The organism is Fibrobacter sp. UWH1 (assembly GCF_002210365.1).
Lineage (GTDB): Bacteria > Fibrobacterota > Fibrobacteria > Fibrobacterales > Fibrobacteraceae > Fibrobacter.
Window position 1 is genome coordinate 22757 of record NZ_MWQG01000034.1, and the last position, 8497, is coordinate 31253.

Sequence of the window (8497 nt, forward strand, 5' to 3'; positions counted from 1 at the left end):
CCAGGCCTTTACAAAGCCTAAGCTGCTATTACACACCGGTCTTGAAGCGCTTGGAGTACCAGAGCACGAAGGGAGAGCAAATGCAGACAGAGGAGTAGGTACCGATGAAGATACCGAAGACCATCACCATACCGAAGTCGCGGATGGAGGAACCGCCCATGATAGCGAGAACCAAGCAGACGAAGAGGGTGGTGAGAGAGGTAATCACGGTACGGCTGAAGCACTGGTTGATAGAGCTGTTGAGAGTCTTGTCGAAGCCAGTGAGGCCATGGATGGCGGCGTTTTCACGAACACGGTCGAACACCACGATGGTATCGTTAACGGAGTAACCGATCATGGTGAGGAGAGATGCGATGAGAGCACCGTCGAAGGAAAGACCGAAGAGGGAGATGAAGCCCAAGGTAATGAGGGAGTCGTGGACGAGGCCGACCACAGCACCGATACCGAAGCCAAGACCCAGCTTACCGAAGCGGAACCACACATAGAGACCGATGGCGATCCATGCGAGGATGATGGCCATGATAGCGTCGTTACGAAGTTCCTTACCGATGGTAGGACCAACGTTGTCCTTAGCCACAATTTCAACCTTCTGGTTTGCAGCTTCGAAGGCCTGAGCCATCTTGACTTCAAACTGAGCGTCTTCAGAAGCGCGCATGCTGATCTGGTAGGAGTTAGCGGAGGTACCACCCAGAGAGCGAACCTTTGCACCCTTGATACCAGCATCGGCGAGAGCCTTGTTCAGGTCGCCTTCATGCTTATCGGCATCCTGATACTGGACGGTATAAACCTGACCACCAGTGAAGTCGATGCTGAAGTCGAAGCCCTTAACAGCGATAGAGGCGATACTGACCACGATCATGATGATGGAGACCAGCTTGAACTTACCGCGGTTGGGAACAACAGGCAGGTTAGCGTTGTTGAGGAACTTGAAGCCGCCACCGATAGAGAGGGTGGTTGCGTCCTGCTTAGCAAGCTTCCAGTCGAACACGGCGCGGGTAACAGTAAGAGCGCAGAAGAGAGAAGTAATAATACCGATCATCAAGGTAAGACCGAAACCCTTCACGGAACCGGTACCGATCTTGTAAAGGATCAAGGCGGTAAGCACGGTGGTCAGGTTGGAGTCGAAAATGGCGCTGAATGCACGTTCGTAACCCTTGGCGACAGCGGCGCGGGCAGTGAGGCCGCCCTTGATTTCTTCGCGGATACGTTCGTAAATAATGACGTTTGCGTCGAGAGACATACCAAGCACCAGGATGAAGCCAGCGATGCCCGGGAGAGTCAGGGTAGCGTTAAACACAGACATAACGGCTGCGGTAACCAAAGTATTGATGATCATACCCAGGCTAGCGATGAAACCACCGAGGCGGTAGTAGCCGATCATGAACACGAGGCAGAGGATAAGGCCGACAGCGCCAGAACCGAAGCCCTGAACGATGTTTTCTTCACCGAGGGTAGCACCGACGCTACGAGATTCGATGATGTTCATGGGAGCCTTGAGAGCACCGGCACGGAGCACGACAGACAGACGGTTTGCTTCAGCCATGTCGTCGAGGCCAGTAATCTGAGCTTCGCCATTGGGGATACGGTCGCGGATCACCGGAGCGGAAATCACCTGGTTGTCGAGAACGATAGCCATCTGCTTGCCGATGTTTGCAGCAGTTACAGCGGAGAACTTCTTGGGGCCGATGCCACCGAACTTGAGGCTAACGGCAACTTCGCCGGCGCTGACACCATCGCTAACGCGGTGCGGCTGAGCGTCAACAACATCGTCACCGGACATTTCGGCGCGACGCTTCAGGAGGTAAAGACGCTTGGCCTTGATCTGGGAGCCGCGCTGGACAGGTTCCAGACCGCTACCGAAGGCAAAGTTCACGTCACGGGGAATCAGCTTCTGAACGCCTTCAGTAGCGAGAAGCTTCTTGACCTTTTCAACACTTTCTTCGGCGATGAAACCACCGTTGCCGAAGTTCATGTAGTAAGCGGAAAGAGCAGTGCCGACTTCGCTTGCCGGTTCAGCCTTGGCAGTTTCTGCAGTTTCTGCTGCGGGAGCGGCTTCAGCAACCTGAGTGTTACCGAGAAGTTCGTCATCGGAGAGAGCCTTGGTGGTGTCCTTAGCGGAATCCTTGGCTGCGGCGGCGGTAGTGTCGACGGTTGCGGCAGAGTCTGCAGCGATGTCAGTAGTCTGACGGGTCAGGTACTGGTCGATGAGCAGAACGACCTGCTGGAACTTTTCAGCTTCGGCCAGAATCTTGAATTCCAGCTTTGCGGTGGAACCCACGAGAGCCTTAGCGGTGGAGTCATCCACACCTGCCAGTTCAACCACGATACGGTCGTCGCCGCTGGGAGAAATCTGAGGTTCAGAAAGACCGTACTGGTCAACGCGGTTACGAATGATTTCCAGGGACTGTTCCTGAACGTCCTTGATATCTTCGTTCTTGATACCGGACTTCTCGATTTCGAGAGTAATGGCGGTACCACCAGCGAGGTCCAAACCGAAGTTGATGGACTTTGCACCCAGCTTCGGATTTTCCTTAAGGAAGGTCTTTTTCTCATCACCCGACTTGGAGTGAACCTGAATAGAAGGCCATACAGTGTAGGCCGAAAGAATAATGACGAGGAGAATGATGAATTCTCGCATGCCGAATTTGTTCTTGTTCATTTGTAATCCCTTAATAAGGTACTAAACGCTTAGTTGGGCGCAAAGATAGCAAAACTCGGGGAAGAACCGTCCTGGGCTCCGTAGACTTTCAGCTCCAAAACGTTCTTTTTCCCATTTTCTTCATAAAATCTGCGGATCTCGAATGCATTTTCCCCTATTTTTATAGAAAAATCGCCTTTTCTGAGGGCAACGTTCGATTTTCGGAGTTCGATCAGCTCTTTTATATATGGGTAAGCAGGATGTTTCCGCAAACTTTCAAGGGAATCCCAGGGGATGGTCCGCCTATTGTCAGGGTCCTTACCGCCCTTAAGCCCCAATTCCTCACCATAATATATACAGGGGGCTCCCGGCATAAAGAATAGCAGGGTCAGGGCCAAGCGCACCCGTGCCCCGTCGGAACAAGGCAGGGACTGCAAACGGATCGTATCGTGACTGCCCAGCAAGTTCATGGGAATGTCGCCGGCAGGAGTCTCCCCCTCATCGCTCCCGTACCATCGGGTTTTGGGGAAGGCCTCTTCCAGACGTCGGCAGAACTCCTCGGTACTGATGGGATTTTCGTCAAAGAGGTAAGCCAGCACCGCCTTACGGAACATATAGTTCATGACGCCGTCAAACTGGTCGCCCATCAGCCAGCGGGAAGGCTCATCCCAGATTTCGCCTACGATATAGGCCTCGGGATTGACTGCCTTGATGCGGCGACGGAATTCCTGCCAGAAACTGTCGTCATTGATTTCGTTAGGCACATCCAGGCGCCACCCGTCGATTCCTCGTTTCATCCAGAACTCGCCTACGCTCATCAGGTATTCGCGGACCTCGGGATTGTCGGTATTGAACTTCGGCAGGGCCGGAAAATTCCACCAGCATTCGTAATTGGCTTTTTTTGAGTAAGCCTTCAGGGGCCATTTCTTTATATGGAACCAGTCCACATAAGGGGAATTGCGCCCCAGTTCCAGCAGACTGTTAAACTGGAAAAAACCGCGGGAACAGTGATTGAACACTCCGTCCAGAATGATGCGCAGCCCAAGTTTATGAGCCTTTTTTACGAGCCTGTCAAAATCCGCCATGGTCCCAAGGACAGGGTCAATTTCATAGTAATCCATCGTATGATAACGGTGGTTGGAATTGCTCTTGAAAATAGGGCAAAGGTAGATGGCGTTAAAGCCCATGTCGGCGATATACTTCAGGCGGTCTTCAATACCGGCCAGATTGCCACCGAACATATTTTCGCGGGTAGGCTTGGAATCCCAATTCACAAAATTACCGGCAGCACTATACCGTCCTGAACGGCAGAACCGGTCTGGAAAAATCTGATAGAATACGGCATCCTTGACCCAGGCGGGAGCAAATGAATTCATAATAGGCAATAGTTGGAATAAGGTGGCTGTTTGTCAATAAATATATATCTGCGAAGTCTCTTTTTCGCAAAAAATAGGCTCCATTTTACAATATCAAGATGTTTTGGAGTCCAATATTTCAAATAAATTAACTTAAACATAGCCAAAAACGATTATTTTCGCACATTTCATCCACTCCAAAAGTCGGATTCAACGCCATTTGGAGTCCATTTTCAAAACAAGCGTACAGCAACGATTACAAACAACAAAAAAAATGGACTCCATTTAAGGCAAAGCCCCCCGTTTGGAGTCCATTTTTAGCCAAAAAAAAGCGCGGACAAGCCGCGCTGATTTCAAATCACCTAAAATTTCCACAAGGGTCTGCGCTTACGTACATCTACCAGCTTGCGGATGTCGGAACTGAGGGATGCGTAATCCAACAATTCGTCTACAGAGCAAGGCAGACGATAGCACCAGTTTGCACCACCCACGGTACCCGGCACATTGACGCGTTCCTTTTCAGGATCCACCTGAGAAAGGCTTGCAGAAAGGGCGAAGTAATCCTGAGCAGGGAGAATGCAGAACAAGCTATTGGAGCTGAACACATGGGTCAGAATGGTTCTTGCAACAGTGGGAGTAATTTCTTCAGGAGCGTTACCCGGCAAATGAGCATGAGACCAGTAAAGACCGCGGTCGAAATCCGGTTCCTTCCACAGGCCGCGAAGGCTGGAGGTATCGTGGCAGCTGGTGGTGCAAACGGAAAGGCGGGGATATTCATCCATATCGTAGTAGGGAGAATAAGGCACATTCCAATTACGGGCCCAGCGTTCGATACGCAGAGAAAGGATATTTAACTTGTTCAAAACAGTCGGCACGCAAGACGGGACTGCACCAAGGTCTTCGGCGCAGACCAGCATGTCGGTTTCCTTGGCAAGCACAGAGAGCAGCTTGGTAGCATTCTGTTCCCACAAGCCGTTCTGGGAATCTTCGTTGCGCTTAAGAATTTCGCGAAGCTTCTGCTGTTCGTTTTCGGGCAAGGTAAACAAAACCGGCTGATTGTACCAGTACCAGTAGGGGTAGAAGGTATTCTCGTCGCCAGAGGGAATGAACACTCTATTCCAGTAAACCTTCAACAGTTTGTCCTTCACTTCCTGAGGTTCACCCATAGAAAGGATTGCCTTTTCGGAAGAGAATTCCGGCTTCAGCACCAGACGGTTGAATTCCCCTTCCAACGGCTGGAAGCAGACCGGAGCAAGGCGATCCGTATCATCGCCCAGGAAACCGCGAAGCTGGTCAATGGAGTAGTTAGGACGGCGCAGGTATTCCAGCGTAGCCTGGCAGAAACCGGCACTCTGAAGTTCGTTCAAGGTCAGCGGGATACAGGGGTTGAAACGACCCATGATGCCAGTCACTTCGCACTGGGGAATAGACCAAATACGGAAGAAGCCCAGAACGTGGTCGATGCGGTAGGCATGATAGAACTTGCTAGCCTGGGCCAGACGACGACGCCACCAGTCAAAGTTATCCTGTTCGATTACGTCCCAACGGTAAGTGGGGAATCCCCAGTTCTGGCCACTGTAGCTGAACATGTCAGGAGGAGCACCGGCACGATCATCCAGTGAGAAGAAACGGCGTTCAGACCAGACGTCTGCACTGTCTTCGTTAATCAAGATAGGAATGTCGCCTTTCAGGCGAAGACCCATATTGGAAACTTCGGTAACGGCAGCGTTAAACTGCATTTCGGCGACACACTGCATCCAGGCCTGGAACAGGCAGTCCTTAATGAACTTCTTCCAAAGCTTTTCAATATCCTTATCGGTAGGATTGCGATATTCCGCCCAATCCTTCCAGCTGGATTCGCCATTCTGGGCCTTCAGGGTAGCATACACGCAGTAAGGCTTAGCCCAGCTGTTGGAATCAATCCAGCGAGTCAGAACCTTGTCCTTCTTCAGGTAATCGTAACGATTGTCAAAAATCTTTCTGAGGATGGAACGTTTCCAGGTAGAAATCTTGTAGTAGTCAATCTTACCTTCAGCATCGAACTTGGCCTTGGCCTCATGAATTTCCTCTTCGTATTCAGAGGATCCGTCCACGGCCTGCACATTGATGAACACTGGGTTCAGGGCAAAGGCACTGCGGGCGCTATAGGGGCTGGATTCAGCACCAGTATCGTTCACCGGCAGAAGCTGAATAATGTTGAAGTCACAGACCTGAGCCCAGCGAGCAAAGGGAATCAGATCCAGGTATTCGCCGATACCGATGCTCTGCTTGCTATAAAGGCTGAAGAGGGGAACGGCCACGCCGCTCTGGAAATAAGAAAGGTCACCATATCTCATGAGTTAAAATTTAAAAACAAAAGGCAGAAGTTTAAAGGTAAAAGGATAATTAGGTATGAGGTTCGAGGCATGAGGACTGCCCTTTGAGCTAAATAATCGCGACGATACCTCCATACTTTACAACTCATAATTCATATCTCACAACTCATATCTCATAACTATATTTACAGTATGAGTTATGAATGCCGAAATCTTAGAGGAACATTTTGCGTCAAGCGGAACAAGGAATGCGATCCCGGGGCACCGGGTTGCGTCTTGCGAGGACGTTTCGTTTTCCCCTTTAGCGAATCCGCACAGGGCAGAGGCAGCGCCCAACCCGCCAACAAGGAACAGCGCCTATTTCTAGAAAAGGAATACGAGAAAAAATAAAAGAAGCCCTCGTCTGCGAAACGGGGACTTTTAATTTAAACAAACTAACTTTTTGTTTTTGCTAACCCGATTAGGGATTAGATCATTCTCAAGATTTCCTGGGTGGTCTGTTCAGCAAAAGTATTGTCCTGAACAAAGCGACGAACTTCCTGAGGATTGATGCGGGCATATTCAGACAATGCGCGACCGATTCCATTACGGATATAATAGTCGTCGTCCTTAGCGCAGGTCAGGCAGAACTTACGGAGCAAAGGCCAATCAGTGCGGTCTTTGTACTGAATCTGGAAAATGATTGCACTACGGCGAACCCACACATTGGGATCACGGATCCAGGAAGCGATCTTGGTACGGAGAGCCGGCAGACGGAGAGCCAGGTCACCCAGCACGCATGCGGCCAAGGTGTCCACGGTATCACGCCAGGCACGAGTCTTGATCAGCTTCTTCAGGAACGACAAATGCTGGCCACCCAGAAGTCCGCGATGACGGAACAGGTAGTCGCAAGCGGCGTACTGAATTTCACGATAAGGCTGCGTCCACATGTCTTCGACTCTAGCAACAAGTTCATCGCCATCCTTCGGCGGATTCTTGTCAAAAAGGGGATAAGTCACTTCACGGCGGGGAACCAGACGAATTCCGAGGAAGTCGAACTGTTCGCGAGCCTTCTTAGACATTTCATGCGCTTCTTCTTCATTAGAGATAGCGCGGAGAGCAAGTAAGATATCTTGTGTAAAACGAAGCATTGTAGGCCAAAAATAGTCCCAAAAAAAATAAATTTCTAGACCTTGACAAACACTTTTTTCAATTTTTTTTAAATTTTAACAGAATTTTTACATCAAAAAAGTTTAAAAATACTCTTGACAAATCAAAAAGTTTCCAAAGACCTATTTTTGAACCCGCAGACGTACATAAAACACCTACAAAAATACAGATAAAGTTCGCAGGGGCAAAAAAAAACATTTCAACACCAGATTTGGTTGGACAGCCCAAAAAAGAACATCATATTGTAAAATTAAAACATTAAGAAGTATATGAGTGAAATAGCAGACGTCAAGGAAGAAATGCTCCCCATCATCGAAGTTCCGCCGGAACTCAGGGGACTCTCCGACGAAGAAATAATCAAGCGTTCCGAAAAGGAACTGCGCGAAGTTTCCGGAAAACGCAAAAAAGGGGAACGTCGCCCCGGCAAGCGAGAACGAATCGCCGCCAAGGAGAGAAAATCCCACGAAGAGGCAGCAGCCCTTTTTAGAAGTTCGGTCGAAACGCTCCCTCCGCAAAAAAGCGAAATTTTCCGCAACGCATTTACCGAAAAAAGCCCCAGCTGTACAAAGATCGAACCGGAACAGCGACACCCTGGCACAACGAACTTTCTTATGACGGCCAAGAAAACTTTCCCCTCCGGGAACGAAAAATCCGCCACGACCAAAACCTTCTTGGACCAGACTCCCAGTTCCGGCCGCGTGCTGAAGGCATCCTTCGGAGCAAAGGTCGGAGAAAAGCCCAAGGCCGTCATCGTCTCCGCAGCTGAACTGGCACTCCAGAAAGCCGAAGAACGGGCAAAGAAAATCCGCGAGGCCCTTTTCGCCAAGCGCACAACCACTTCTGCAATTCAGACAGACGGACCCGCCGCCCAACCGGAGGGTCAACCGGTCAAACGCCCCAGAGGGCGACCCCGCAAAAATCCCCTGCCTGAGGCCTAGACAATCAAAGACCGCCACTCATACGAGCCGCGGTCTTTTTTATGCATCGCGGATTCTCATCGTCAAGTAAATCCGATCTAGGCTGAAAACAAAAAAAAATCC

6 protein-coding genes are annotated in these 8497 nt (G+C 50.2%); 2 read left to right on the forward strand and 4 right to left on the reverse strand.

What is annotated here, in order from left to right; all coding sequences use genetic code 11:
* Positions 1 to 28: 28 nt before the first annotated feature.
* The 3 genes from B7992_RS13010 to B7992_RS13020 all read right to left on the reverse strand — a co-directional run bounded on the left by B7992_RS13010 (position 29) and on the right by B7992_RS13020 (position 6329).
* On the reverse strand, positions 29 to 2659 hold the full coding sequence (locus tag B7992_RS13010; protein ID WP_073158884.1) for a protein translocase subunit SecDF: 2631 nt from the start codon (positions 2657 to 2659) through the stop codon (positions 29 to 31).
* A 29-nt stretch (positions 2660 to 2688) separates the two neighbouring features.
* A complete protein-coding gene (locus B7992_RS13015; protein WP_088666471.1) occupies positions 2689 to 4014 on the reverse strand; it encodes a glycoside hydrolase family 13 protein in 1326 nt (441 codons plus the stop codon).
* A gap of 341 nt (positions 4015 to 4355) precedes the next feature.
* A complete protein-coding gene (locus B7992_RS13020) occupies positions 4356 to 6329 on the reverse strand; it encodes a 4-alpha-glucanotransferase (protein WP_088666472.1) in 1974 nt (657 codons plus the stop codon).
* A gap of 171 nt (positions 6330 to 6500) precedes the next feature.
* Here B7992_RS13020 and B7992_RS13025 point away from each other — a divergent pair, with 171 nt between their 5' ends.
* Entirely contained in the window at positions 6501 to 6698 is a 198-nt protein-coding gene (locus B7992_RS13025; protein WP_083538104.1) for a hypothetical protein, read from the forward strand.
* Between the two features lie 77 nt (positions 6699 to 6775).
* On the opposite strand, the gene B7992_RS13030 is transcribed toward B7992_RS13025, so the two are convergent.
* Positions 6776 to 7438, reverse strand: coding sequence for a DNA alkylation repair protein (locus B7992_RS13030; protein WP_073158880.1), 663 nt, complete (start codon positions 7436 to 7438; stop codon positions 6776 to 6778).
* A 288-nt stretch (positions 7439 to 7726) separates the two neighbouring features.
* On the opposite strand from B7992_RS13030, the gene B7992_RS13035 reads away from it, so the two are divergent.
* Positions 7727 to 8395 carry a hypothetical protein gene (locus B7992_RS13035; protein WP_088666473.1) on the forward strand — a complete coding sequence of 223 codons (669 nt, stop codon included), beginning with the start codon at positions 7727 to 7729 and terminating at the stop codon, positions 8393 to 8395.
* The last annotated feature ends 102 nt before the right edge of the window (positions 8396 to 8497 follow it).

Bases quoted from the DNA above. Each gene is read 5' to 3' on its own strand.
- B7992_RS13035 (WP_088666473.1), top strand. From the start codon at position 7,727: ATGAGTGAAATAGCAGACGTCAAGGAAGAAATGCTCCCCATCATCGAA.
- B7992_RS13015 (WP_088666471.1), bottom strand. From the start codon at position 4,014: ATGAATTCATTTGCTCCCGCCTGGGTCAAGGATGCCGTATTCTATCAG.
- B7992_RS13010 (WP_073158884.1), bottom strand. From the start codon at position 2,659: ATGAACAAGAACAAATTCGGCATGCGAGAATTCATCATTCTCCTCGTC.
- B7992_RS13025 (WP_083538104.1), top strand. From the start codon at position 6,501: ATGAGTTATGAATGCCGAAATCTTAGAGGAACATTTTGCGTCAAGCGG.
- B7992_RS13030 (WP_073158880.1), bottom strand. From the start codon at position 7,438: ATGCTTCGTTTTACACAAGATATCTTACTTGCTCTCCGCGCTATCTCT.
- B7992_RS13020 (WP_088666472.1), bottom strand. From the start codon at position 6,329: ATGAGATATGGTGACCTTTCTTATTTCCAGAGCGGCGTGGCCGTTCCC.